Source organism: Candidatus Pelagibacter sp. Uisw_127 (genome assembly GCF_047722515.1).
Classification (GTDB): Bacteria; Pseudomonadota; Alphaproteobacteria; order Pelagibacterales; family Pelagibacteraceae; genus Pelagibacter.
This window is the reverse complement of record NZ_CP159815.1, coordinates 1058990-1085254: the sequence shown is the minus strand read 5'-3', so window position 1 is coordinate 1085254 and position 26265 is coordinate 1058990. Positions and strand designations below refer to the sequence as shown.

Here is a 26265-nt window from a genome sequence, read left to right as displayed (position 1 = left end):
GCAAACTATATTGCACGAAGAAATATGCACTTATTTATTTAGAAAAAATTTTCTTAAAAGATAAACAAATATACCAATTGCAAACAGACCAAGGCATATATTGTGAAGATTTTCCACAGAGACTACTCTTAAAAAACCATTATGATTAGTAAAGGGAAAGAAAGGTGTCATATCTCTATGCATAATACTATCAAATATCAATTGCGAATAAGCACCAATTAAAGCACCAGACCATGATGAAATTTTATTTATTTTTATATCAGTTTTTAACCACTTAATTTTTTCCATTTTAAAATTTTTATTCCAGATTCTTAAACCCAATTCACAAATTGGTTTTCCTAAAGTTGCACAGATAATAGCAACAATTGATACTCCAATAATTGTATGAAAAAATTTATGTGAAAGTACTCCAGTAGTAAAATAGTAATAGAGTGCCTCACAATCAATTAAAATATTAGTCAAAGCAAATGTAGACCAACTAAAATATTTTGGAAAAACTGATTTGACTGATGTTCCGGCAACTATATGAAATGGTGTAAATGGCATGTATTAATTTATCACCATTGTTTGCTTCTTACAAAAAAGTATCTTATCCCCAGAACATATCCAAAGAAGGATAATATCATACCTAAAGTAAATATAGTTAAGTCCACGTTCAGAGGTTCAAGAATCTCAATAGTGTCCACTAATGTTCTAGCAATATTGGCAGCACTAAAAAAATATATCCAAGGCATAACTTTTGACATTTTTAAATTAGGAAATTTTTTATAAATAAAGACAACTACCGTAACACCAAATACCACTTCTAAAGGCAATGCTATGAATACATAATTATTAAAGTCATCTATACTTTTAATAATGGCATCTGATAAAAAATTATCTAGCAAAGTAACAACAACATTTGATGAGATAAAGGCAAGCAACCAAACCAAAATATATAATCCTACACTAGGTTTTTTGTTAGTAAAAAAACTCATAAGAAAATCTAATATTAATAAATAGGAATGTCTAGATGTCTGCTAACAATTAATGATGAGTAATGGAATGGGAATTTGCGGAAGCAAACAACATTGTATGGACATTGTAAGGACATTGTAACGAATAGATAAAAAAAAACCCCCGAAGTGTTTAACAACGGGGGTTTTATAATTTTTAGGTCTAAATAGACGGGATTACATGCCCATGCCACCCATGCCACCCATGCCGCCCATTCCACCAGGCATTCCACCAGGCATTCCACCAGCACCAGCATCTTTATCATCTGGTTTGTCAGCAATCATGGCTTCAGTAGTTACAAGTAATCCAGCAATTGAAGCAGCATCTTGTAAAGCTGTTCTCACAACTTTAACAGGATCTATGATACCTTTTGCAAACATATCAACATACTCTTCATTCTGAGCATCAAAACCTATGTTCTTTTTGCTTTGTTCAAGTAATTTTCCAACTACAACTGAACCGTCAACTCCAGCATTTAAAGTTATTTGTCTAATGGGAGCCTGTAAAGCTTTAGCCACCAATGTAACACCAGCTTTTTGATCGTCTCCTTTAACTTTAAGTGAGCCTAAACTTTGTGAAGCATATAAAAGAGCACAACCACCACCAACTACTATTCCTTCTTCAACAGCAGCTCTAGTTGCGTTAAGAGCATCTTCAACTCTATCTTTTCTTTCTTTAACTTCTACTTCAGTTGCACCACCAACTTTGATTATAGCAACTCCACCAGCAAGTTTTGCTAGTCTTTCTTGAAGTTTTTCTCTGTCATAATCAGAAGTTGTTTCACCAACTTGTTGTTTAATTTGAGCACATCTAGCTTCAATCTCAGATTTTTTACCACTACCACTAATGATAGTACTGTTATCTTTATCAACTTTTACTCTTTTACAAGAACCAAGGTCAGTAAGTTTAACATTTTCAAGCTTAACACCGATGTCTTCAGAAATAACCTGACCACCTGTTAAGATTGCAATATCATCAAGCATTGATTTTCTTCTATCACCAAAACCTGGAGCTTTAACAGCAACAACTTTTAAACCACCTCTAAGTTTGTTTACTACAAGAGTTGCCAGAGCTTCGCCCTCAACATCTTCTGAAATAATCATTAGAGGTCTTCCAGCTTGTACAACAGCTTCTAAAAGTGGAACCATTGGCTGTAAGTTAGTTAATTTTTTTTCATGCAGTAGGATAAAAGGATTTTCTAACTCAGTAGTCATTTTATCAGCATTAGTAATAAAGTATGGTGATAAATATCCTCTATCAAACTGCATACCCTCAACAACATCTAACTCAGTTTCTATTCCTTTAGCTTCCTCAACAGTGATAACACCTTCATTACCAACTTTTTGCATCGCTTTTGCAATCATGTTGCCAATTTCTTTATCACCATTAGATGAAATAGTACCAACCTGAGCAATCTCATCACTATCTTTTACTTTTTTAGCTGAAGCAATCAGACTGCCTTTAACATGTTCTACTGCTGCATCAATCCCTCTTTTAACGTCCATAGGGTTCATGCCTGCAGTTACATATTTTACACCTTCTTTAACAATTGCTTGCGCTAAGATAGTTGCTGTAGTTGTTCCATCACCAGCTTCCTCGTTTGTTTTGCTAGCAACTTCCTTAACCATTTGAGCACCCATGTTTTCAAATTTATCTTCTAAATCAATTTCTTTAGCAACTGAAACACCATCTTTAGTAATTCTTGGTGCACCATAAGATTTATCAATAACTACATTCCTACCTTTTGGTCCGAGTGTAACTTTTACTGTGTTTGCAAGGATATCAACACCTCTTATCATTGCAGCTCTTGCTTCAGAGTCAAATTTTATAACTTTTGCCATTTTGTTTTCTCCTTTTAATTAAATTATTTTCCTGAAATACCCATAATGTCAGACTCTTTCATTATGCTGTATTCTTTGCCATCGATTTTGATTTCAGTTCCTGACCATTTGCCAAAAAGAACCTTGTCTCCAACTTTAACATCCATTGGAATTAACTTTCCATCTTCAGTTTTTGCACCACCACCAACAGCGATAACTTTACCTTCTTGAGGTTTTTCTTGTGCTGTATCAGGGATAATTATTCCTCCAGCAGTTTTTTCACTACTGTCTAAAACTTGTATTAAAACTCTATCGTGTAACGGTTTAAATTTCATAAATTCTCCTTTTAATATGCGTCTCATATAGCTATTAGGCTCACTATTTCAAGGTTAAGTAAAAAAAATATGTGGGTCAAAAAACGAGAGAAATTGTGTTTTTTATAAGTTATACCTCCCATAATGAGTGAAAATTTAGATAATAACGGATTAAAGTCAATTGCTGAGAATTATGATATTTTTTATATCGACTTATGGGGTGTTGTTCACAACGGAATAAACCTTCATACAAATGCAATTGAGGCCTTAGAAGAAATTACTAAAGCAAAAAAACAATACGTTCTCTTAACTAATGCCCCACGACCCAATAGAACCGTAAAATCATTTTTAGAAAAAATGGGAATGAATAAAGAGATTATAGAAAAAGTATATTCATCTGGAGAAGCAGCACTGAATTATTTAAAAAAAAACTTATTAGATGATAAATTTTATCATTTAGGACCTGCTAGGGATTTTGATTTATTTTTAGATTTTAAAAAAAACAAGACAGCAGATATTAAAGAAAGCTCTTACTTATTGTGCACAGGTTTATTTGAAGAACAAGGTGAGGATTTAAATTATTATAAAGAATTATTTAAAGAACATATTAACAAGAAAATGATATGCACCAATCCAGATTTAATTGTTGATAGAGGTGATAAAAGAGAATTGTGTGCAGGATCAGTAGCATTAGTTTTTGAAAAAATGGGAGGGAAAGTTGTATATTTTGGAAAACCATTTCCCGAAGTTTATAATCAGTCAATTGACAATAAAAAAAAAAAAGTTTTGTCGATTGGTGACAATTTAAATACAGACATAAAGGGAGCGAATCTTTTAAATTATGATTCATTAATAATATCAAATGGCATTCATAAAAATGAAATTAAAAAAGAAGGAATAGACATGGTTTCAAAAAAATATGAAGTTGTTGTAAATTTTATTCAAACTGAACTTAAATGGTAAAAATGAAGTTATATAAAAATTTTGATATTTCTAAAAATCACAAAGGATCAATAATTTTAATTGGAAATTTTGATGGTGTTCATGTAGGTCATCAAAAATTGTTTAAATTAGCGAACAGCTATAAGAAAAAATTTAATCTTAATATTGGTGTTTTAACATTTGAACCAATGCCTAAGATGTTTTTTAATAAGGATATAAAAAACTTCAGAATTTTAAATATTAATCAAAAAAATATAATTCTAAAAGACCTAGGAGTTGATTTTGTAATTACTCAAAAGTTTGATAAAAAATTTTCTAAGATTAAATCTGACTTTTTTATTAAAAAAATTTTATATGAAAAATTGAAGGCAAAATATATATTTGTTAGTAATAACTTTAAATTTGGTAATAAAAGAGAGGGAGATGTTAATCAATTAATTAAAAATGAAAAAATTTACGATTATAAAATAGTAAAACCTAAACCGCTAATATTGAGTCAAAAAGTTATTTCCTCTACATACATCAGGTCTCTTTTGGAAAAGGGGGATTTAAAAAATACCAATAAATTGTTAAACAGAAATTGGTCAATCGAAGGAATGGTTCAAAAGGGCAGGCAACAAGGAAAAAAGATTGGTTTTCCTACCTGCAATATAGATATTAAAGATTATGTTATTGCTATGCCAGGGGTGTATGTGGTCAATGTAAAGCAAAAAAACTCCAATAAATCCTTGAAAGCGATTGCAAACCTAGGTTACAGGCCAACTTTTAATCAAAAAAAAATCTTATTAGAGGTGCATATTTTTAATTTTTCTGGAAATCTTTACAATAAGTATTTATCAATTGAATTCACAAAATTTATCAGAAAAGAAAAAAAATTCAAAAACGTTAATCAATTAAGAAAACAAATTCAAAGTGATCTAAAAGTTGCTAAAAGAAGTTAAAATGAGCAAAGAAAATATAAATTTACCTAAAACAGCTTTCTCCATGAAAGCTAATTTACAGAATAAAGAACCTGAAATTTTAGACTACTGGAATAAAATTGACCTTTATAAAGAGTTAAGAAAATCTAACAAAGGTAAAGAAAAATTTATACTTCATGATGGCCCTCCATATGCAAATGGAAATATTCATATGGGTACAGCGTTAAATAAAATTCTAAAAGATATAATTGTTAAATTTCATCAAATGAATGGGAAAGACTCGGTCTATGTTCCGGGGTGGGATTGCCATGGATTACCTATTGAATGGAAAATTGAAGAACAATATAAAAAAAATAAAAAAAATAAGAATGAGGTTCCGATCACAGAATTTAGAAAAGAGTGTAGAGATTTTGCTCAAAAATGGATTGAAGTTCATAAAGCTCAATTTAAAAGACTAGGTGTTGTAGGTGATTGGGATAATCACTATGCTACAATGAGCTTTGATGCAGAAGCACAAATTGTAAGAGAGTTAGGTAAGTTTTTAAAAGAAGGAAGTCTTTATAGAGGATTTAAACCTGTTCTTTGGTCTACAGTTGAAAAAACTGCTCTAGCAGATGCAGAGGTTGAATATCAAGATCATAAATCAGATACGATCTATACTGCCTTCCCGGTAAAAAAAACAAATTTAAAAGAACTAGAGGGTACGGAGGTTGTGATATGGACAACTACGCCCTGGACAATACCAGCAAACAAAGCTTTAGCTTACAATGAAGCTTTAGATTATTTAGTAATTCAATTAAATGATGATGGAGATTTTAAAGATAAAAGAATAGTAATTGCAGAGGCGTTATTAGAATCTGTTATTAAAGACTGCAACATTAAAAACTATAAAGAAATTAAAAAATTTAAAGGAAAAGATTTTAAAGATACAGTTTGTAGTCATCCATTTTTAGATCTTGGTTATGATTACGAAATTCCAATGCTTGAAGCAAGATTTGTTACAACCGAACAAGGAACGGGCATTGTTCACTGTGCTCCCAGTCATGGTCCTGATGATTTCAATCTTTGTTTAAAGCATGGCATTAAAGCAATAGAGACAGTTGATGGTGACGGAAAATATACTAAAAACCTTCCTTTGTTTGAAGGAACTCATATTTTTAAAGCAAACCCAATTGTTATAGAAAAATTAAAAGCACAAAAAAAATTATTATCTAGTGGAGAATTAATCCATTCTTACCCACATTCCTGGAGGTCAAAAGCTCCACTTGTTCATAGAGCAACCCCACAATGGTTCATTTCTATGGAAAGTCACGGTTTAAGAAAAAAAGCACTAAAAGCATTAGATGACACCACATTTTACCCTGATAAAGGTAGAGAAAGAATAAAGGCTATGATTGAGACAAGACCTGACTGGTGTGTCTCAAGACAAAGAGTTTGGGGAGTTCCTTTGCCTATATTTGTTCATAAAACCACAAAAGAAATCTTAGCTGATGAAGAGGTAAATGAAAATATCGCAAAAATTTATGAAAAAGAAGGTTCTGATTGCTGGTTCTCTGATGACCCACAAAGATTTTTAGGAGATAGGTATAAAGCAGAAGATTACGATAAAATAAGTGACATTGTTGAGGTGTGGTTTGATAGTGGTTGTACGCATGCATTTGTTTTAGAAAAAAGAGAAGATCTCCAATGGCCCGCATCAATGTATCTAGAAGGATCTGACCAACATAGAGGTTGGTTTCATTCATCATTACTGGAGTCATGCGGAACCAGAGGTAGAGCTCCCTATGAATCGATATTATCACATGGGTTTGTCGTGGATGGTAAGGGTCTTAAAATGTCTAAATCTGTGGGAAATGTCATAGCACCAGAAGATATTTTAAAAAAATATGGTGCTGATATTTTAAGAATATGGGTTGCCTCATCAAATTATGAGGAAGACTTAAGAATTGATTATTCTATTTTAGAGCAGCATGCAGATTCTTATAGAAAGATTAGAAACACATTTAGATATTTACTTGGAAATCTAAATGATGACTTTAAGAAAATTGATTTTGAAAAACTAGATTTAAATCAATTACCCGAGTTAGAGCAATATATGCTTCACAGGGTTTATGATTTAAATGAAAATTTTAAAAACTATTTTAAGTCATATGACTTTCACAATCTTTACAAAGAGCTTTTAAATTTTTGTACAGTAGACTTATCAGCATTTTATTTTGATATTAGAAAAGATGCTTTGTATTGTGATTCGAAGGACTCAAAAAGAAGAAAAAGTAGTATTGTTGTATTAAATATAATTCTAGAATCTTTGATTAAATGGTTTGCTCCTATACTTTCATTCACAACAGAAGAAATTTTTACACTAATAAGTAAAGATAAAAAAAGTATTCATTTAGAAAAATTTATAGAATTCCCTAAATCGTTCGAAAATGAAAAGTTAAATAAAAAATGGAAAGAGTTAAAAAAAATTAGAGACATTTGCAACATCAGTATTGAAGCTAAAAGAGCCAGCAAGGAAATAGGATCAAGCCTAGAAGCAAATTTAACTATAAAGTTAAGTAAAAATTTATATGAAATTTCAAATAATATTGATTTTTCAGAATTGTGTATTACTTCTGCAGCTATGGTAGAACAATCAGGTACTGAAGAAGTAATGGTTAAAACAACTAAGGCTGAAGGCAATAAGTGCCCAGTTTGTTGGAAAATTAATAATGAAAAATGTGAAAGACATCCAAGTTAGTAACAAAAGTAATGAATAAAACTAGTTTAAAAGCTTTTTTTTTAAATTTTACAATCTTATTAATAATATTCTTAATTGATCGAATATCTAAGTTTTATATTTTAAAATTAGCAGAATTGGAAAACTCAGTAGACATATATGTTACATCTTATTTAAATTTATTTTTAATTTGGAATAAGGGAATAGCTTTTGGCTTACTTTCTATGAACGAAAGTATGATTTACAATACAATTACGCTCATTATTGGTCTTATTATTATCTTTATTTTATTCATGATGTGGAAAAACGATAATATTCAAAGATATTTTTTAGCTTTAGTAGCAGGTGGAGCACTAGGCAATCTTTATGATAGGGTAGTTTATACAGCAGTGCCAGATTTTATTGATCTTCATTTTCATGGGTTTCATTGGTTTGTTTTTAATGTAGCTGACATATTTATTACCGTTGGAGTTTTTTGCCTTATTTTAGTAGAACTTTTCTATAATAATAAAATTACAAATGAATAAAACTATATTTACTATTCTTTTACTCTTGATAACGTTAAGTGCATGTAACTCAATCAAAAAAGGTTTAAAAGGTGAGGGGAAAAAAGGTACAGATGAGTTTTTGGTGGAAAAAAAATCTCCTTTAGTATTACCACCTAATTTCGATGAATTGCCAGTGCCTACCAGTGAAACAGATAACAATGTAGCCTTAACTAAAGAAGACACCTCAAGTATCGAGGATATAATCAATCAAAGCTCTTCGACGGATACAAGTAAAAAAAATAATAATTTAAAGAATTCAATTGAAGAATCCATCATTGAAAAAATTAATAGGAAAAAAATTAAAGAAGTTAGTTTAGATGAAACCTTAGAAGAGACTATAGAGGAAAAAATAACAATGCCTAAAAAAGAAGGTTTTTTTGGAAGATTAAAAAACAAATTCAACAACATGGAACACTAGAATAATGATATTTAAAAATTTTTTAAATATCAAAAATAACAAAGTAATAAAAAAAGATTTTCTAAATTTACTAAAACATCAGCCTCAAGTTTTCGAGACTTTAAAAACTACCTACAAGTATAGCTACTCTAAAAAAGCAATTTCTAAGTATAAAAAATTTTCCAATATAAGAGTAATTGGAATGGGTGGTTCAATTCTAGGAACTGAAGCAATTTATGATTTTTTAAAAAAAAAAATCAAAAAAAAGATTACATTTGTAAATAATTTAAATAGTAACGCAGATTATTTTCAGGATAAAAATATTAATTTAAATTTGATAATCTCTAAATCAGGTAATACTTTGGAGACAATAGCAAATGTAAATACATTAATAAAAAGTAAAGAGAGTAATATTGTTATCACAGAAAAGAAAGATAGCTATTTAACTAACTTAGCAAGCAAACTTAAAGCAGAAATATTTGAGCACAAAAACTATGTGGGCGGAAGGTATTCTGTCTTATCTGAGGTAGGGATGCTACCAGCAGAATTGATGAATTTAAATGAAAGTAAATTCAAACAATTTAATATTCTTATTAAAAATAAGGCTTTTGTAAATAACCTTGTTAATAATGTAGCAGCAACTTTAAATTTAATCAAAAATGGTAAGTACACCTCGATAATTTTAAACTATGATGAACAGTCAGAAAATCTATTTAAATGGTATCAACAATTAATAGCTGAAAGCTTAGGTAAAAAATCTAAAGGGATCTTACCAATTGTTTCGTCTATGCCAAAAGATAATCATAGTTTAATGCAATTATACTTAGACGGTCCTAAAAAAAGTTTTTACACTTTTTTTAATGTTTTAGACAACAAGGAAATAAAAATAAATGATAGTAATATTCTTTCCAGTCATAGATATTTGAGGAATCAATCCATAGAAAAAATTAAACAATCTCAAATGTTGGCTACTGAAAAAGTTTTTAAATCAGAAAAAATACCTTTTAGAAGTTTTAGAGTTTTAAAACGAGATGAACAATCACTAGGTGAATTGTTTTGCTTTTTTATCCTAGAGACTATTTTGCTTGGAAGGGCCCTAAACGTCAATCCTTTTGATCAACCTTCAGTCGAATTAATAAAAAAAGAAACAAAAAAAATTTTAACCTAAGGTATTACCAAAAATAATTTTTGAAATACCATAATTTTTTTTTATTATAATATTAAATTCGTTAGGAAACACATCTTCTTCTTTTTTGTGTCTATGAATTATTATAATACCGTTATCTTTTAATAATTTTAATTTGATGATTGTATCTAATAAATCTACTAATTTTTTTTCTTTGTAGGGTGGGTCCATAAAAATAATATCAAATTTATTATTCAATGCTTTCAGTGTACTTTCTGCAAAAATATCTTTTTCTATTATACTTGAAGAACCCTGTTGTTTTAGGTTTTCTATATTTTTTTTTAGAATAGTTAATACTTCTTTATAGCTTTCTAAAAATATAACACCTGCAGCTCCTCTTGATAAACACTCAAGTCCAAAGGATCCAACACCTGAAAATAAATCAAGAATATTTGAGTTTTCAAGATTTACGTCCAATAACTTAGAATGTTTAATTATATTAAAGATGGATTCTTTAGTTAGGTCTTTAAGAGGCCTTGTTAATTTATCTTTTGGAAGTAAAATTTTTTTACCTTTGTAATTCCCTGAAATTATTCTCATTCATCAATTACCTTATATCCAATATCTTTTCTAAAAAATCCACCGTTCCAATTAAGTTTATTAATATGATTAAAAACTCTATCTCTACTTTCTTTAAAATTAGAAGACAGGCTAACAAAGCTCATTACCCTTCCACCATTTGAATAAATCTTATTTTCAATTTTTTTAGTTCCGGCGTGGTAAATAAAATCACCTTCATTTAAATGAAGCTTTTCAGTATTTTCAATCAGTATATCATTGTTATATTTACTTGGATAACCGTTTGAGCAAATAACAATACATAGGCTTTTTTTATTATACCATTCTATTTTTAAGTTTTTTAATGTTTCATTGCAGCATGCTTCTATAATTTCTAGTAAATCTGATTTTAACTTTGGTAAAATTGTTTGACACTCAGGATCTCCCATTCTTACATTATACTCAATTAAATATGGCTCATCACCAACTATCATTAAGCCCGCATATAAAAAGCCTCTATAATTAGACCCCATCTCTTGTAGTGCTTTGAGGGTAGGTTTTATTATTTTGTTTAATATTTTTTCTTCAAGAACTTGATTTATTAATCGTGATGGGGAGTATGCACCCATACCTCCGGTATTGTCACCTTTATCACCCTCTAAAACTCTTTTATGGTCTTGTGCAGTTTCAAAACTTTTAATTTCTTTACCATCACTAATTATAAAATAGCTCATTTCTTCGCCAACAAGAAACTCTTCTATTAATACATTCTTAGCTACACCAAACTTTCCATTAAAAATTTCTTTTATTGCATTATTGGCGCTATCTTCATTCTCGCAGATATAGACACCTTTTCCAGACGCTAGTCCATCAGCTTTAACAACAAGTGGAAACTGCGTTTTATTTAAAAAAATAAATGCTTCATTGGGGCTTTCAAATATTCCAAATTTAGCAGTAGGAATTTTATACTTCTCGCAAATATTTTTGGTAAATATCTTTGAACCCTCAAGTTGTGAAGAAATTTTATCTGGGCCGAAAATATCTATTTCTGTATCTTTAAAAAAATCTACTATTCCATCTACCAGTGGTTTTTCAGGACCAACTATAATTAAACTTATTTTGTTAGTTATTGAAAACTCTTTAATCTTATTAAAGTCAGAAAGATCAATTTCAACGTTTTCAGCAAGTTCAGATGTGCCTGCATTACCAGGAAAACAATATATTTTTTCAATCTTTGATGATTTTTTAATAGATTGGCATATAGCATGTTCTCTTCCTCCGCTTCCAATTATTCCAACTTTCATATAGATGTATATAAACTAAAAATGAATAAAAAATTAGCAAAATTAAAATATTTACCAAATAATTTTGAAATTATTGAAAATGGCGATCATGTTATATGTGCTATTTCTAGTAAATCCATAAGCTTAGAAAATCTTAATTATTGGAATGTAGAGCTGCAAGAACCTTATTATTCATATGTAGAAGCACATACAAAAAAAGAAAATAGTTAAAAAATTACTTCCACCGATTATGAGACCATATCCACTTACCTGGATCTTTTAAAATCATTTTTTCTAACCAAATATTTAGATCTCTAGTAATTTTTTCAGTGGAACTATCTTTTGAAAATTCTATTGGCTTCTCAACCTTAATCTTAAAGTTTATATTATTGAATCTTTCAATATAAATTGGAACAACCTTACAGTCGAATTTTTTAATAAATTGAGCAGGTATAGTTGTTGTGAAAGCGTTTTCATTAAAAAATTTAGATTTTGTTCCCTCTGAAACTCTTTGATCTATCATCAAAGCTATAGAGTAACCTTTTTTATATAGTTTTAATAACTGCCTAACACCACCAGCTCCTTTTTTAATTTGATTTTTGCAAATATATTTTTTTCTTATTCTCTCCATTAATACATTTAAAAATATATTATTTAATGGCCTGTATATCGCTGCTAAATTTACGCCAGATTTCTCAATTTGCATTGCCATTAGTTCAAAATTACTAAAATGCCCTGATACAAAAATCACAGGTGTTTTTTCATTTTTTATTTGTTCAAGAATTTCTCCACCTTCTAACTGAATATTAGATTTTAATTTTTTGTTTCTGAAATTTTTAAGAAACATGTATTCAGACAAGGTTCTCCCATAATTATTCCACATACTATCTTTAATATTATTCATTTCCTGTAAATTAATTTGAGGAATAGCTCTTTGTATATTTGATTTAATTATTTGTTTTGATCTGAATAGTGGACCAAAGAATTCAAATAATTTTCCACTTATAAAAGATGATATTTTTAAGCCTAGAATTTTATAAATCAAGAAAAGAAGTGAGATGATTATAAACTCGAAAAAATATTTAATTATTTTCATTTAAATTAATTAATGCTTGTATAAGGTTTTTTTCATCAAATATTTCAAGGGTAGACTTAATAAATAAAATTTCAGTTTTATCAAAAGAATCTAATCTTAAATAATCTTTTTCTGTTGTTATAATTTTAGCATCATATTTTTTTGCTTTATTAACTATCTCATAAAAATCTTTTTGTGAATATTGATAGTGATCTGGATATTCTAAATCATCAACAATCTTTAAATTATTATTTTTTAACATATTTACAAAAGTTTTATGATTACCTATGCCTGAAAAAACTAAGTAATCATATTCTTTATTGAAGTCTTCAATATTTAATGGAATATACTTTCCCTGATTTATATTAATTTCTGGGTTAATCTTCTTAATTTGATTTTTAATATCAATTAAATGTTCTTCGTTTCCATTTAGAAAAACATTATCATAAAATCTTAAATTATTAATACCCTCCCTTAAAGGACCGGATGGTAGGGTAAGTCCATTTCCAATCCAATTTAGATTATTAAAACAAACTATCTCTAGATTGTATTTAATGGAGGTATCTTGCAGCCCATCATCAAAAATTGCTATTTTATAACCCTCTGAAATTGCCTCATCCAGCGCATCAACTCTTTTTATTGAAGTAAATAATTGACCATTTTTACTGAGTAATTTTTGTTCATCAATTTGATCTGAATAAAATTTTTTAATGAAACAAACCTTGATATTTTTTTTTTCTAAAATTTCCTTTATTTTAATAACCAGAGAAGTTTTTCCAGTACCTCCAATATAGATATTGCCAATACAAATTGTTTTAATTTCTGGACTTGCTAACTTTGGTTTTGATTTTATTTTAGAAAGTAGATTTAAAATAATCGAAAAGGGTAAAAGTAAATAAGAATATAAATGTGGTTCTTTATAGTCCCAAAATTTAGGTTTTTTTAATTTCATTATTTAATAAACTGTTTATCTCATCTTTAGTTTCGTAGAGTATTTTTTTTCCTATTTTTTCAATTTTTAAATAATTCTTTTTATTATTTGGCTTAATTATTAATTTATTTATTAAGTTTGTTAAGCTAGTTGTTCCATTAACTTTGTGGGTAATTTTCAATTTATCCAGTAGTTTGTATATATCTGAAAAATTATCTGTATTTGGACCATGTAAAACGGCCGCACCATTTCGTGCAGGCTCCAGTGGGTTTTGACCACCTTTTCCAGCGAGTGATTTTCCCATAAAAACTATATCTGAGGTGTAATAAAATTTTTTTGTTTCTCCATATGTGTCCACCAAATATATATCGGTATCTTTTAGCTTTTTTGGATTTGAACTGTGTAAAACTACATTTAATTTTAAATCATTAATTTCTTGAACTATTTTATTAACTCGATGAATGTGTCTTGGTATTATTATAGTTAATAAATTTTTATATTTTTTCTTTAGATTTAAGTGAACCTTAGAGCATATAATCTCTTCACCTGAGTGTGTGCTTGATGCGCACCAAATTTTTTTATTCTTTAAATTTTTTAATAGTGTCGCATCTAGTTTAATAAGTCTATCCTGATTATTATTAATAAATTTTAGATTTCCCATTATCTTAATTTTAGAAACATTTAATTTTTTAAGATAATCAAGAGTTTCACTGTTTTGAGGGTATGCTTTTGAAATATTTTTAAATACTGAATTTGAAAAACTTTTGAAATATTTCCATTTATTAAAAGTTTTTTTTGTAATTCTCGCATTAAGAAGCAATAAGGGTGTATTTTTTTTATTAAGAACTTTAAAGATGCTTGGCCAAATTTCAGACTCCACAAATATTGCAATGGTAGGTTTCCAGTAATTTAGAAATTTATAAGAATATAATATAGAATCTATTGGAAAAAATTGATGAACTGTCTTTCTAAATTTAAATTTTTTAAATATTTCAGCAGAACTTAGTGTTGATGAGGTTATTAAAATTTGTTTTATAGATTGATTTTTTTCAAGCTCATAAATCAAAGGTAAAATACTAAGAAGTTCACCAACACTTGATCCATGAAGCCAAATTAAATTTCCAGAAACCTTTTTCTTTGACGGAAAGCAGAATTTTTCTTTAAACCTCTTGGGATCTTCTTTATTTTTTAATATTCTAAAAATAATTATTATTGGAGAGACTATTAATAATATTGATATGAGTACTTGATATAAAAAAAACATTACCCTTTTTTTATTTGTTTTTCATAAAAATTTTTATAAAGTTCTGAATTTTTTAACAATTCATCATGTTTACCATTTGCAACTACATTTCCAGCATCAATAATGTATATTTGATCTGAATTTAAAACCGTTGAAAGTCTATGAGCAATTACAATGGTGGTTTTGTCTTTAGTTAATATTTTTAAAGCATCTTGAATTTTACTTTCTGTTTCAGCATCTAACGATGAGGTTGCTTCATCCAGTAAAATTATTGGGCTTTTTTTAATCATAGCCCTAGCTATTGATAGCCTTTGCTTTTCTCCACCCGATAATCTAATTCCATTTTCACCTATTACAGTTTCATACTTATTAGGTAATTTGTCTATAAACTCATGCGAATAAGAGAATTTTGCAGCTGCAATTATCTCTTCATCTGAGACATAATTTTTTGCATATTTAATATTATTTTTTATTGTATCATCAAACAAAGTTGTGTCTTGACTTACAAGTGAAATTTTATCCCGCAGAGATTTAATTTTTACTTTATATATTGACTGATTATCAATTAGAATGTCTCCTGACTGTGCATCATAAAATCTAGGTATCAAATTTAGAATTGTCGATTTTCCAGACCCACTATGTCCAACCAATGATGTCATTTTACCACCAGTTATATTAAGGTTAATATTTTTTAAAATATTTTCTTCATTAGAATTGTATTTAAAATTTAAGTTGTTAAATTTAATTTCTGCATTGGTAATGTTAATATCCTTAGAATTTTCACAGTCTATAATTTTATTTTTATGATCAATGATAGGTAAAATTCTATTAGCTGCTGATAACCCTTGGTTTAAAGTTATATTTATTGTTGATAGAGCTCTAACTGGTTGATATGCAAGCATCATAGCCGCAAGGAAAGAGAAAAAATTACCTATTTCAATCTCACTCTTAAGAGCTAATTTTCCAGAATAGAATATTAAAATTGCAATCATAATTCCAGTTAGAGTTTCCATGATAGGAGACATTCTAACAAATATTGTATTGATCTTAATATTTTTATCTTTTAATTGACTTAAATGCCCATCTGTTCTTTTGCTTTCATAGTCTTCTCTTTGAAATATTTTTATCAACTTATGATTTTTAAATAACTCAATTAAGTGTGTATTTAAAAAACCAGATTTTTCCTGGGCTTCTGTAACAACTTTCCCCATTCTTTTACCAAGAGTTTTTGATGCAAAACCTGCAATAGGTATCATTATTATGGCAATCAATGATAATTTCCAATTTTGATAGAACATAACAAATAATAAACCAAATAAAGTTAAACTATCTTTAAATAAATTTAAAACCGCAGTACTAAGCAATGTTGTAATATGAGTTACATCATATGTTAGATTTGAAATAAATTTTCCAGAATGTTTTTGATCAATTAACTGTGTATCTGCATCAATTAAAGATTTTACCATTTGTGATTGAAGAATTTTTTTAATTTCTTCAGCAACACCAATCATAATTGCTTTTGCAAAATAAAGGGCAAACCCCTTTATGGTAAATGCTATAATTATAAATAAAGGAATTATAATTATTAAAGACTGATCCTTTTCAACAAATATTTTTTTTATAGCAGGATCTAAAAGCCAAGCTATTGCAGAGGTGCTTGCTGCAACAAGAACTCCAAAAAAAACTGAGATTAATATTTTATTAATATATTTTTTTGAATAGTCTTCATATAATCTTTTATAAATTTCTGAATTTTTCATTAAATTTTTCCAATTAATATATTACAGAAAATAATTAGGCCGGTTATATTGTTGCTTTTAAATACCCTTAAGCAGCTTGTTGGGTTTTTAGAATTAAAAAATTTTATCTGATAAAAAAATAAATGAATTATTACTAATAATAAACAAATATAAAAAAAATAATTATAATTCATTAGAATGCCTGAGATTAAAATAGATAAAATTAGGAGAGCATAACATGTGGTTACAAAGTTTTTTGGTTTATTTTTAAATTTTATTGAAGTTGATTTTACACCTATTATTTCATCATCTTGGATATCTTGAAACCCATATATAGTGTCGTATCCTAGTGTCCAAAATATGGCTCCTAGATAAAAGATAATAGGAACAATACTTATTTCTCCCACTATTGATGTCCAGCCTAAAATCAAACCATAGTTAAATGTTATCCCTAAAAACAGTTGAGGCCAGTGTGTGAATCTTTTCATTAACGGGTAGGTAAAAGCTAAAGGCATCGATCCTAGTGCAAGGATAATAGTTAAGTTATTAAAATTAATTAAAACTAGAAAAGCAAGTGAACATAAAATAATTGTATAAAAAATTGCCAATTTTATAGAAACTTTATTTGAGGCTATTGGTCTATTTTTTGTTCTCTTAACTTTTTTATCAAATTCCTTGTCAAAAATATCATTTACAACACAGCCTGCAGAACGCATTAAAACTGATCCTAAAAAAAATAAAAGCAGATAAAAAAAATAATCATTTAGACTGTTTGAGAAATCATAAGCAATTGTTAAGCCCCATGCGCAAGGCCAAAATAATAGCATAAAACCAATTGGCTTTTTCAGTCTTGTTAGTTCAATAAAAAAATTTAATTGTTTCATTATAATTTACTTGTAAATAGCAAAGGCTAGTTTCATAATCAAATTGATTCGTATGAATATAGATTACACAGTTACAGCATTAATGTTTCCAGCAATACCTTTGCTTATGAATATCTATAGTAATAGATTTCACTCATTAAGTAAGCTTATTAGGCAGCTTCATGATGAGCATGTGTATGAAAACCATATTCCTCCTGAGTGGAAAAAGCAGTTTATAAATTTAAGTGGAAGAATTGTGCTATTGAAGTGGACTATTATGTTTGCCGCTTTTGGTCTTTTATTTAATTTGCTAACTGTGTTCGCTCTCTATCTAAATGAAATTTTTGTAGCAAGGATAATTTTTGGATCTTGTTGTCTGTCAATGATGATTTCAATTTTAGTTTTTTTAAGAGAAATTCATATATCAACAAACGCATTAAAATTACATATGTCTGATATGGATGTTGATTTAGATTAATTAGGAATAATAACTGCAGGACCAGTTAATAGTCTTGCTTCTAACTCTTCATGTGCTTCCTTTGCATCACTAAGAGGATATCTTTTTGAAATTTCAACTTTAAATTTTCCAGATAAAATCGCATCGAAAACTTTTTTAGCCGATTCAACTAACTCTTCTCTTGTCATTGTATAGTGTGCAATTGAAGGACGAGTAAAAAATAAACCTTTTGCGTTAATGTGTTTTTTAACATCTATTGTATCAACATAACCTGACGCGTTACCAAAAGCGACCATCATGCCTCTAACTTTTAATGTCTCAATTGATCCATCAAATGTTTTTATACCAACGCCATCATAGACAACATCAATACCGTTTTTACCTACAATTTTTTCTACCTCTTCAACAAAATTTGTATCTGTATAATTTATCACATGATGACAGCCATTTTTTTTTGCAATCGCTTCTTTTTCTTTAGAGCCAACTGTTCCAATAACCTCCGCTCCTAATGTATTAGCCCACTGACATAAAATTTGACCAACACCACCAGCTGCTGCATGGTATAAAACTTTATCGCCTTTTTTAATTGGGTAGGCTCTGTGTAATAAATATTCAGAAGTCATCCCTTTAAGCATGATGCAAGATGCAATTTCATCTGAAATACCTTTAGGAACCAAAACTAGTTTTTCTTGAGGAAATAATTGTTTTTCAGAATAACTTCCAATTGGCATTGAAGAGTGAGCCACTCTATCTCCAACTTTAAATAGATCAACTTCTGAACCAACTTCTTCAATTATTCCACATGCTTCTAAACCAATTCCACTTGGTAGAGAAATGGGGTACAAGCCTGTTCGGTGATAAACATCAATATAGTTAAGACCAATTGATAAATTTTTTATCAAAACTTCTTTTGGACCTGGTTTACCGATTGCAATATCCTTAATCTCTAAAACTTCAGGACCACCAAATTTTTCTATTTGAATTGTTTTCATTATTTTACAAATGTACCATTATGATAATCTTGCACTGCTTGCAAGACCTCTGCTTTAGTATTCATTACAAATGGACCCCCTCTAGCAATTGGTTCGCCAATAGGCTTACCAGATATCAATAAAAACTTAGCTTTAGTTATGCTATAAACTTTTAATTTTTCTTCTCTAGTTAAAATGATTAGAGTTGAATCTTTAACCACATCATGACTTTCATCTCCAACTTTAATTTCACCTTCAATTAAGTAAATTAAAGAATTATGTGTTGAGGGAAGATCAAAATTAAATTCTTTTCCTTTTTCAAGTTCCACATCAAAATAAACAGGTTCAACATTATGATTTTTAACAGGTCCTTCTGCATCTTGAAACTTTCCAGCAATCACTTTGACAGTTTTATCATCATCTTTATGAGTGCTCATTTTATCAGCATCAATATAAATGTACTCAGGCTTAGTCATTTTCAATTTGGCAGGCATGTTCACCCATAATTGAAATCCATGAAGTTTACCTTCTTTCATTGCAGGCATTTCTGAATGAATTATTCCACTGCCTGTTTTCATCCACTGAACATCTCCAGCACTCATTATGCCTTCACCACCTGCACTGTCTTTGTGTTCAAAGTCACCAGCAAGCATATAGGTTACTGTTTCAATTCCTCTGTGAGGGTGAGGGGGAAAGCCACCAATGTAATCATCTTTATTTTCAGAACCAAACTCATCCAACATTAAAAAAGGATCATGGTAATCAATAAGATGAGTACCAATGCTTCTTTTTAATTTAACACCAGCACCATCTGATGCTGCAACCGGTTCTATGATTTTTTCTACTTCGACTCAACTCATACTTATGCTCGATTACCTTTAATTAAAAAATAAATTCCTCCAATTAAAAGAAATATTTGCTCACTAGTGAATAGTTTTGTAGTAAAGAACCAGTCTTTGTGAGCAAAGACAAGTATAGTAATCATCAAGATAGTTATGTTAAGTCCTGATAGCCTTGTGAGTATATTTCCAAAAGGATTTTTAATAAAACCGCTTATTATTAATACCAATCCAGTCAACAGTTCTGATAAAGCAACTGTTGATGCTAACATAGGTGATAGACCAAAATATTCAATTAATCCTTGGGGAGGTAATGGAAATTTTTTTGCACCATGAATGATAAAAGCAATACCAATTCCAAACCTGAAAATTAAAGGCGCCAGTGCATCAATATTTGAAAAAAAACTGTTAACTTTGTTATTTAAATTCTGCATATTATCCTTTATTATTTATTATGTGATCCATCACAAAATGGCTGATTGCTAGTTTGTTTGCAAGAGCAAAAAAACATTTTTTTAGTTTCTTCAGCCTTGTATGCGAGTGGAGTAAACTCAGTGCCTTTATGTGATCCATCACAAAAAGGTTGTTTTGAACTTTTTCCACAAGTGCACCAGTAATAAGATTTATCTTTTTCTACTTCAACAGCGATTGCACTATCGCCTGCTCTTTGTCCTTTAGTCATATTTACCTTTTCAATTTGTTTGACTTCTATTTAGTGCTTTGTTACTAATAATGCAATAACGCAATATAATCATACTAGTATACAAAAACATACGATGAAAAACTTGATAGATTGTCCAGCAGAAAGAGCAGTTTACTTTCTTGGAGGTAAATGGAAAATTAGAATTTTATTCAGCTTGCTACAAAGTAAAAAAATTAGATTTGGTGAACTTAAAAAGGGATTAAAAACCATTACACAACAAATGTTATCTAAGCAGCTTAAGGAATTAGAGACAGATGGAATAGTTAATAGAAAAGTTATTCAAATAATGCCGCCAAAAGTTGAGTATTCACTAACTGAATTTGGCCTTTCAGTTATGCCTATCTTAAGGTCTTTCTCAGAATGGAATAAAAGAAATACTCGAACTATTTCAGTAAAACTAAATAAGAATTTTGAAGAAAATAGAATTAGATAATATTAAGTAACTGTTTTAAATTTTTTACTTCATCTTTAGGTTTATAATCAAGATTATCAAAAATATTATTATTTCTGTTTACCCAAATAGAACTATAACCGTAATTTCCACCCCCAGAAACATCCCAAGTATTAGCACTTAAAAATGCAACCTCTTCTTTTTGTATTTTATATCTATTAATTGGCATGTCATAAACTTTTGAGTCTGGTTTATAAATTCTAACTTCTTCGATTGAAAATATATCATCAAATATATTATCTAGGTTATTACTCTTAACTAATTCATTAAGAAGAGAAGGTGTTCCATTAGAAAGAATACCTAATTTATAATTTTTTTCTTTTAGTTTTTTTAAAACTTCAGGTACTTCTGGAAAGGTGGAGAGTACCTTGTAAAGGTTTAATAATTCATTTTTCATTGAAGCATCTATCTCAAATGCCTTCATTGATTTATCTAAACTATCTTCTGTCACTTGCCAAAAGTCTTTATGTCTATTCATTAAGCTTCTAAGCCAAGTGTATTCTAGTTGAGTAGTTCGCCAGTAATTAGCAAAACCTTCCCACTTATCACCAATTTTATCTTTACATTTTTCTGCTGCTGAATTGACATCAAATAAAGTGCCATATGCATCAAAAATTATTGCTTTAATATTTTTCATAAATTAAATTAAAATTAATGAGTAATATTAGATTATTTTTTAAAGAAAGTTTATCACTTAATTTAACCGCTAAACTTGATAAACCACAATCTCACTATATTACCAAGGTAATGAGAATAAAGATTGGTGAAATTTTCTCTTTATTTAATAGCAGTGGAGAGTGGGAAGCAAAAATTTTAACTTTATCCAAAAGTATAATTGAATTTAATATTACAAAACAATTAAGACAAAAAGAAAGTACGAAAGAAATGTGGTTAGCTTTCTCACCCATTAAATCAAATTATTTTAACTTCATGATTCAAAAAGCAACAGAGCTTGGAGTTACAAAGTTTTTACCAATAATATTTGATAGAACAATTGTAAGAAAAATTAATAAAGAAAGATTAGAAAAAGTAATTATAGAGGCTGCCGAACAGTCAAATCGTATTAATGTTCCATCTATTGAGGATCCTCAATCATTAAAAGATTTTTTAAATAATGAAAAGATGGACTTAATATTTACTGATTTAGATTCTCAAAATAAAAAATTAAATTTAGCGAAATTAACTAGCAATCCAACTTGTGTAATTATTGGTCCTGAAGGTGATTTTTCTGAAGATGAAAGAGAGCAGATTCTTGCCTTTAATGGGGTTCAACCAATCAAAATAAATGAAAATATATTAAGATCTGAAACTGCTGTAATTTCAGCGTTATCAATTGTTAATTACACGGTTAATTGATATTTTGTCGCGATAACTAAAGTTTAATTTTTTGAAAGACACTTTATATAGTGGGTGACTTATGAAAAAAATTTTATTTATTTTATTAACAACTATTTATGCTACTAGCTCATTAGCCGATCAGCCTAAGCAGTGGCAATTCGGTTTTCAGGATGCAGCCTCTCAAAGTATGAGAGATATTGTTAGTTTCCACAACAACCTTCTGCTTCCAGTAATTATTGCTATTAGTGTTTTTGTTTTATTTCTTATGATTTACACTTGTATAAGATTTAGAGCATCAAAAAATCCAGTCCCATCAAAAACCACTCATAATGTTGCTGTAGAAGTTTTGTGGACATTAATCCCATGTTTAATTTTAATAGTGATGGCAGTTCCGTCATTTAAGATCTTATATAAACAGGACACAATCCCAAAAGTTGACCTTACGATTAAAGCTGTTGGTTACCAATGGTACTGGGGATACGAATATCCTGACGAAAATATTATTTTTGAATCATACATGATCAAAGAAGAAGAATTAAAAGAGAACCAACCAAGACTATTAACTGTTGATAATGAACTTGTTGTTCCTGTTAATAAAGTTGTTAAAGTTTTAATCACAGCAAACGATGTATTACATGCTTGGGCGCTACCATCTTTTGGAGTTAAAAGAGACGCGGTACCTGGAAGAATAAATGAAACCTGGTTTAAGGCTGAAAAAGTTGGAACTTACTACGGTCAATGTTCTGAGCTATGTGGAATACAACATGCTTTTATGCCGATCACAGTGAGAGTTGTGACAGACGAAGAATATGCAATATGGTTATCGGAAGCTAAAATGAAATTTGCTAATGAGCCAATTACAGACAATGAATATAAAAAACTGGCGAGTAAATAAAAATGTATACACAAGCAGCATCACACGACGATCATCACACACCAACAGGTTGGAAACGTTGGGCTTACTCAACTAACCACAAAGACATTGGTACAATGTATTTAATTTTTGCAATTTTTGCAGGAATTATTGGTACAGCTTTTTCAGTATTAATGAGAATTGAATTAATGCATCCTGGCGATGGAATTTTAGGTGGAAATTATCACTTATATAATGTGTTGGTTACTGGTCATGGACTAATAATGATTTTCTTTATGGTAATGCCAGCCATGATTGGTGGATTTGGTAATTGGTTTGTCCCAATTATGATTGGTGCACCTGATATGGCCTTTCCTAGAATGAATAATATTTCATTTTGGTTATTACCAGCTTCATTTATTTTACTATTACTTTCGATATTTGTAGATGGCCCCCCAGGTCAACAAGGAGTAGGAGGAGGATGGACTTTATACCCACCTTTATCTTCTAAAGCCGGACAACCTGGTCCCGCAATGGATTTTGCTATTTTAAGTTTACACTTAGCAGGAGCTTCTTCAATTTTAGGAGCAGTTAACTTTATTACAACAATTTTGAATATGAGAACGCCAGGGATGACGTTGCACAAAATGCCTTTATTTGCTTGGTCTGTTTTAGTTACAGCATTTTTATTGTTGTTATCATTGCCCGTTTTAGCTGGTGCAATTACAATGCTTTTAACTGATAGAAATTTTGGAACTGCATTTTTTGATGCTCAAACTGGAGGAGACCCAGTTTTATACCAGCATTTATTTTGGTTCTTTGGTCACCCAGAAGTTTATATTTTAATCCTTCCTGGCTTTGGAATGATAAGTCATATTGTTTCAACATTTTCTAAAAAACCCGTATTTGGATATTTAGGAATGGCTTATGCAATGGTTTCAATTGGGGTTGTTGGCTTTGTTGTTTGGGCGCACCATATGTATACAGTTGGTTTAAGCACTGACACTAAAGCATATTTTATAGCTGCAACAATGATTATTGCAGTACCAACCGGAATTAAAATATTTTCATGGATTGCAACAATGTGGGGTGGATCAATTTCTTTTAAAACACCAATGATGTGGGCATTAGGTTTTATATTTTTATTTACAGTAGGTGGTGTAACGGGTGTTGTGCTTGCAAATGCTGGTGTTGATACCGCAATGCACGATACTTATTATGTAGTTGCTCACTTTCATTATGTTTTATCTTTAGGAGCAGTATTTGCGATTTTTGCAGGATTTTATTATTGGTTTGGTAAAATGTCTGGCTATGAATATTCTGAAACTTTAGGACAAATACATTTTTGGTTAACATTCATTGGAGTTAACTTGATATTTTTCCCTCAACACTTTTTAGGTTTAGCAGGTATGCCAAGAAGGTATGCTGATTATCCAGATGCATTTTCGGGTTGGAATTATGTTTCATCAGTTGGTTCATATATAGCAGTTGCTGGTTTATTAGTGTTTTTTGCTAACTTAATCTATTCTTTTTCTAAGAAAAAAGCTGCAGCTCAAAACCCTTGGGGAGAAGGTGCTACAACTTTAGAATGGACTATACCATCGCCACCAAATTTCCATACTTTTGATGAGTTACCGAAGTTTGAGGATGATCAAGATACTGAAAAATCTAATACTCATTAAATTTTAAAAAAAGTATTTTTAACAAATAAGATATTATTATGCTGACACCAGACAAAAAAACTAAAAAAAAAAATATCTTTACTGCGTTTGGAATAATAGCGTTCATGATATTTCTATTTTTTTTCACTCTCTATAATGTGGGAGTTTTTGACAGACAATTATGATCCAAAAAAAAACGCTTACTCCTATAATTTTAGCCGGAATCTTTTTTATCATGCTTGGCCTTTCATTTGCTGCGGTACCTTTATACGACATATTCTGTAGAGCGACTGGATTTGGTGGAACTACGCAAATATCAAAAGAAGCACCAGATATAGTTTTAGATCAAAAAGTAAGTGTTCGCTTTGATACAAATGTAAACAAACTGCCCTGGAATTTTAAAGTAAAAAAAAATGTTATGGATGTGAACATAGGTCAAGTGAATCGAATCGAATTTGAAGTAGAGAATTATGGGGATGAAACAACCTATGGTGTGGCTGCTTTTAATGTATCTCCCTCATCTTTTGGTAAATATTATAGTAAATTAGGCTGTTTTTGCTTTGAAAAGCAAGCGTTGAAAGCAGGAGAAAAAGCAACATATATAATGACTTTTTATTTAGATCCAGAAATGGTAAACGACCCAAATACTAAAAATATTAAAGATGTAACCATGTCCTATACTTTCTTTTCATCAGATTACTATAACCAATCAAAATTATAAAAATGTCATCAGAAAAAAAACATGATTATCACTTAGTAGACCCAAGTCCTTGGCCTATTTATGTATCATTTTCTAGCTTATTTTTAGCAATAGGGACTGTCTATTATTTGCATAGTGAAGTTTCCTGGGGAATGTACTTAGGTTTTGCTCTTTTATTTTATGGAGTATACATGTGGTTTAGGGATGTAATAATAGAGTCGGTTGATCATAAACACCATACACCCGTTGTTAAAATTCACCTTAGATATGGAATGACTCTTTTTATCGCCTCCGAAGTAATGTTTTTTGTTGCGTGGTTTTGGGCTTATTTTAATGCAAGTTTATTTCCTACAGAAGTTATGGGCAATGTTTGGCCTCCTGTAGATATTAAAACATTTGATCCTTGGGATATTCCATTGATAAATACATTAATTCTACTATTATCGGGAACTACAGTTACCTGGGCGCATCATGCCTTAGAAGAAGGTGATAGAGAAAGTTTTGTGCAAGGTTTGGCAATCACAGTTGTTTTAGGTTTTAGCTTTTCTTTATTGCAGATTTATGAATACCATCATGCAAGTTTTGATTTTTCAGGAAATATATATGGTGCTGTGTTTTATATGGCAACAGGTTTTCATGGGTTTCACGTCGTTGTAGGAACTATATTTTTAGCTGTATGTTGGTGGAGAGGCAAGACTGGTCATTATAAAAAAGGTGAGTTTTTCGGCTTTGAGGCTGCTGCGTGGTACTGGCATTTTGTTGATGTAGTATGGCTATTCCTATTTGCTTCAATCTATATTTGGGGAAGTTAATAGTTT

The 26265-nt window shown here is 29.7% G+C and carries 30 protein-coding genes; 14 read left to right on the top strand and 16 right to left on the bottom strand.

The features are described 5' to 3' along the window. Positions 1-30: 30 nt before the first annotated feature. The 4 genes from ABXT65_RS05940 to groES form a co-directional block, all read right to left on the bottom strand. Positions 31-546: a DUF4184 family protein gene (locus ABXT65_RS05940; RefSeq protein ID WP_415323030.1), complete on the bottom strand. Its 516-nt coding sequence runs from the start codon at positions 544-546 to the stop codon at positions 31-33. An 11-nt stretch (positions 547-557) separates the two neighbouring features. Then, positions 558-977 (bottom strand): hypothetical protein, encoded by a 420-nt coding sequence (locus tag ABXT65_RS05935; RefSeq protein ID WP_415323028.1) that lies wholly within the window; start codon positions 975-977, stop codon positions 558-560. A gap of 195 nt (positions 978-1172) precedes the next feature. Then, positions 1173-2837 (bottom strand): chaperonin GroEL, encoded by a 1665-nt coding sequence (groL, locus tag ABXT65_RS05930; RefSeq protein ID WP_415323026.1) that lies wholly within the window; start codon positions 2835-2837, stop codon positions 1173-1175. Between the two features lie 23 nt (positions 2838-2860). Continuing rightward, positions 2861-3151, bottom strand: coding sequence for a co-chaperone GroES (gene groES, locus ABXT65_RS05925; RefSeq protein ID WP_271477562.1), 291 nt, complete (start codon positions 3149-3151; stop codon positions 2861-2863). A gap of 123 nt (positions 3152-3274) precedes the next feature. Here groES and ABXT65_RS05920 point away from each other — a divergent pair, with 123 nt between their 5' ends. From ABXT65_RS05920 to ABXT65_RS05895, 6 genes are read left to right on the top strand one after another with little or no spacing between them, the layout of a single operon-like run. Beyond that, positions 3275-4093 carry a TIGR01459 family HAD-type hydrolase gene (locus ABXT65_RS05920; RefSeq protein WP_415323024.1) on the top strand — a complete coding sequence of 273 codons (819 nt, stop codon included), beginning with the start codon at positions 3275-3277 and terminating at the stop codon, positions 4091-4093. 2 nt (positions 4094-4095) lie between these two features. Then, complete coding sequence (locus ABXT65_RS05915) at positions 4096-5013, top strand: bifunctional riboflavin kinase/FAD synthetase (RefSeq protein ID WP_415323022.1); 918 nt, start codon at positions 4096-4098, stop codon at positions 5011-5013. Position 5014: 1 nt separating this feature from the next. Next, positions 5015-7732, top strand: coding sequence for an isoleucine--tRNA ligase (gene ileS, locus ABXT65_RS05910; RefSeq protein ID WP_415323020.1), 2718 nt, complete (start codon positions 5015-5017; stop codon positions 7730-7732). Between the two features lie 11 nt (positions 7733-7743). Then, a complete protein-coding gene (gene lspA / locus ABXT65_RS05905; RefSeq protein WP_415323018.1) occupies positions 7744-8238 on the top strand; it encodes a signal peptidase II in 495 nt (164 codons plus the stop codon). Further along, a complete protein-coding gene (locus tag ABXT65_RS05900; RefSeq protein WP_415323016.1) occupies positions 8231-8677 on the top strand; it encodes a DUF3035 domain-containing protein in 447 nt (148 codons plus the stop codon). Before lspA ends, ABXT65_RS05900 begins: the two co-directional genes overlap by 8 nt. Positions 8678-8681: 4 nt before the next feature. Next, complete coding sequence (locus ABXT65_RS05895; protein ID WP_415323014.1) at positions 8682-9824, top strand: glucose-6-phosphate isomerase; 1143 nt, start codon at positions 8682-8684, stop codon at positions 9822-9824. Here ABXT65_RS05895 and rsmD read toward each other — a convergent pair. Both rsmD and purD read right to left on the bottom strand, forming a co-directional pair. Continuing rightward, positions 9816-10382: a 16S rRNA (guanine(966)-N(2))-methyltransferase RsmD gene (gene rsmD, locus ABXT65_RS05890; protein ID WP_415323012.1), complete on the bottom strand. Its 567-nt coding sequence runs from the start codon at positions 10380-10382 to the stop codon at positions 9816-9818. The genes ABXT65_RS05895 and rsmD overlap by 9 nt on opposite strands. Further along, the gene (purD, locus tag ABXT65_RS05885; RefSeq protein ID WP_415323010.1) at positions 10379-11644 is read right to left on the bottom strand and encodes a phosphoribosylamine--glycine ligase; all 1266 of its coding nucleotides are present in this window, start codon (positions 11642-11644) and stop codon (positions 10379-10381) included. Before purD ends, rsmD begins: the two co-directional genes overlap by 4 nt. Positions 11645-11665: 21 nt before the next feature. Here purD and ABXT65_RS05880 point away from each other — a divergent pair, with 21 nt between their 5' ends. Beyond that, a complete protein-coding gene (locus tag ABXT65_RS05880) occupies positions 11666-11854 on the top strand; it encodes a DUF2093 domain-containing protein (RefSeq protein WP_415323009.1) in 189 nt (62 codons plus the stop codon). 4 nt (positions 11855-11858) lie between these two features. On the opposite strand, the gene ABXT65_RS05875 is transcribed toward ABXT65_RS05880, so the two are convergent. The 5 genes from ABXT65_RS05875 to ubiA are packed head-to-tail and all read right to left on the bottom strand — an operon-like array spanning position 11859 to position 17495. Beyond that, positions 11859-12719 carry a lysophospholipid acyltransferase family protein gene (locus tag ABXT65_RS05875; RefSeq protein WP_415323007.1) on the bottom strand — a complete coding sequence of 287 codons (861 nt, stop codon included), beginning with the start codon at positions 12717-12719 and terminating at the stop codon, positions 11859-11861. Next, positions 12706-13650: a tetraacyldisaccharide 4'-kinase gene (gene lpxK / locus ABXT65_RS05870; protein WP_415323005.1), complete on the bottom strand. Its 945-nt coding sequence runs from the start codon at positions 13648-13650 to the stop codon at positions 12706-12708. The genes ABXT65_RS05875 and lpxK overlap by 14 nt, the downstream gene beginning before the upstream one ends. Further along, positions 13631-14893 carry a 3-deoxy-D-manno-octulosonic acid transferase gene (locus ABXT65_RS05865; protein WP_415323003.1) on the bottom strand — a complete coding sequence of 421 codons (1263 nt, stop codon included), beginning with the start codon at positions 14891-14893 and terminating at the stop codon, positions 13631-13633. The genes lpxK and ABXT65_RS05865 overlap by 20 nt, the downstream gene beginning before the upstream one ends. Continuing rightward, a complete protein-coding gene (locus tag ABXT65_RS05860; RefSeq protein ID WP_415323001.1) occupies positions 14893-16632 on the bottom strand; it encodes an ABC transporter ATP-binding protein in 1740 nt (579 codons plus the stop codon). Before ABXT65_RS05860 ends, ABXT65_RS05865 begins: the two co-directional genes overlap by 1 nt. Continuing rightward, positions 16632-17495, bottom strand: coding sequence for a 4-hydroxybenzoate octaprenyltransferase (ubiA, locus tag ABXT65_RS05855; RefSeq protein WP_415322999.1), 864 nt, complete (start codon positions 17493-17495; stop codon positions 16632-16634). Before ubiA ends, ABXT65_RS05860 begins: the two co-directional genes overlap by 1 nt. Positions 17496-17547: 52 nt before the next feature. Between ubiA and ABXT65_RS05850 the strand changes: the two genes are divergently transcribed. Next, positions 17548-17952 (top strand): DUF2721 domain-containing protein, encoded by a 405-nt coding sequence (locus ABXT65_RS05850; RefSeq protein WP_415322997.1) that lies wholly within the window; start codon positions 17548-17550, stop codon positions 17950-17952. Here ABXT65_RS05850 and ABXT65_RS05845 read toward each other — a convergent pair. The 4 genes from ABXT65_RS05845 to ABXT65_RS05830 are packed head-to-tail and all read right to left on the bottom strand — an operon-like array spanning position 17949 to position 20423. Continuing rightward, positions 17949-18923, bottom strand: a complete 975-nt coding sequence (locus ABXT65_RS05845; RefSeq protein WP_415322995.1) for a quinone oxidoreductase family protein — start codon at positions 18921-18923, stop codon at positions 17949-17951. The genes ABXT65_RS05850 and ABXT65_RS05845 overlap by 4 nt on opposite strands. Further along, positions 18923-19738 (bottom strand): pirin family protein, encoded by an 816-nt coding sequence (locus tag ABXT65_RS05840; protein ID WP_415324211.1) that lies wholly within the window; start codon positions 19736-19738, stop codon positions 18923-18925. Before ABXT65_RS05840 ends, ABXT65_RS05845 begins: the two co-directional genes overlap by 1 nt. A 26-nt stretch (positions 19739-19764) precedes the next feature. Then, a complete protein-coding gene (locus tag ABXT65_RS05835; RefSeq protein ID WP_415322993.1) occupies positions 19765-20175 on the bottom strand; it encodes a DoxX family protein in 411 nt (136 codons plus the stop codon). A gap of 11 nt (positions 20176-20186) precedes the next feature. Next, a complete protein-coding gene (locus ABXT65_RS05830; protein WP_415322991.1) occupies positions 20187-20423 on the bottom strand; it encodes a CDGSH iron-sulfur domain-containing protein in 237 nt (78 codons plus the stop codon). Positions 20424-20517: 94 nt separating this feature from the next. On the opposite strand from ABXT65_RS05830, the gene ABXT65_RS05825 reads away from it, so the two are divergent. After that, positions 20518-20877, top strand: coding sequence for a winged helix-turn-helix transcriptional regulator (locus ABXT65_RS05825; protein WP_415322990.1), 360 nt, complete (start codon positions 20518-20520; stop codon positions 20875-20877). Here the strand turns inward: ABXT65_RS05825 and ABXT65_RS05820 are convergent. Continuing rightward, complete coding sequence (locus ABXT65_RS05820) at positions 20870-21532, bottom strand: haloacid dehalogenase type II (RefSeq protein WP_415322988.1); 663 nt, start codon at positions 21530-21532, stop codon at positions 20870-20872. The two genes, ABXT65_RS05825 and ABXT65_RS05820, sit on opposite strands and share 8 nt — an antisense overlap. A gap of 17 nt (positions 21533-21549) precedes the next feature. On the opposite strand from ABXT65_RS05820, the gene ABXT65_RS05815 reads away from it, so the two are divergent. From ABXT65_RS05815 to ABXT65_RS05795, 5 genes are all read left to right on the top strand, one after another. Next, entirely contained in the window at positions 21550-22251 is a 702-nt protein-coding gene (locus ABXT65_RS05815; RefSeq protein WP_415322986.1) for an RsmE family RNA methyltransferase, read from the top strand. Between the two features lie 61 nt (positions 22252-22312). After that, positions 22313-23128, top strand: coding sequence for a cytochrome c oxidase subunit II (gene coxB, locus ABXT65_RS05810; RefSeq protein ID WP_415322985.1), 816 nt, complete (start codon positions 22313-22315; stop codon positions 23126-23128). A gap of 2 nt (positions 23129-23130) precedes the next feature. After that, positions 23131-24768, top strand: a complete 1638-nt coding sequence (ctaD, locus tag ABXT65_RS05805; protein ID WP_415322983.1) for a cytochrome c oxidase subunit I — start codon at positions 23131-23133, stop codon at positions 24766-24768. A 163-nt stretch (positions 24769-24931) separates the two neighbouring features. Then, the gene (locus ABXT65_RS05800) at positions 24932-25468 is read left to right on the top strand and encodes a cytochrome c oxidase assembly protein (protein WP_415324210.1); all 537 of its coding nucleotides are present in this window, start codon (positions 24932-24934) and stop codon (positions 25466-25468) included. 2 nt (positions 25469-25470) lie between these two features. Further along, positions 25471-26259, top strand: a complete 789-nt coding sequence (locus ABXT65_RS05795) for a cytochrome c oxidase subunit 3 (protein ID WP_415322981.1) — start codon at positions 25471-25473, stop codon at positions 26257-26259. Positions 26260-26265 lie beyond the last annotated feature (6 nt).